The sequence below is a fragment of the Paenibacillus oleatilyticus genome (assembly GCF_018998565.1).
In the GTDB taxonomy this organism is placed as follows: domain Bacteria; phylum Bacillota; class Bacilli; order Paenibacillales; family NBRC-103111; genus Paenibacillus_G; species Paenibacillus_G oleatilyticus.
Genome location: NZ_JAHNZO010000175.1, coordinates 1 through 343, shown reverse-complemented (window position 1 = coordinate 343; position 343 = coordinate 1). Strand labels below are relative to the sequence as shown.

The 343-nt window shown below is 55.7% G+C and carries 1 protein-coding gene; it reads left to right on the top strand.

The genetic code is table 11. The features are described 5' to 3' along the window. Nucleotides 1–17 precede the first annotated feature (17 nt). Nucleotides 18–343: cupin domain-containing protein (locus KQX66_RS39095; RefSeq protein WP_498047241.1), on the top strand; the 326-nt coding region annotated here is incomplete at its 3' end.

Here is a 343-nt window from a genome sequence, read left to right as displayed (position 1 = left end):
ACTTTGCCGGGGGAATGATGAACAAACAACAAAGCGCCAGAGCCGCTACGCTGGAGTATTTGCGCCAGGCGGACATTATCTTGACCGAAGAAGAACAGCAACGCATTGAAATTGCGACGTTTGGTCTGGCCGACTATCCCGCTTCCGGGTTGCAGCTGCTGACCTACGTCAACTCACCTCGGTATTGCGCGAAAGAGCTGGTGCTGTTTCCTGGGCAGACTTGCCCGGAACATTTACACCCTCCCTTTGCCGGCACGCCCGGCAAGCAAGAGACGTTCCGTTGCCGCTGGGGAGAGGTGTTTTTGTTTGTCGATGATGAAAGTCTGACGCCCAACGATCGCGG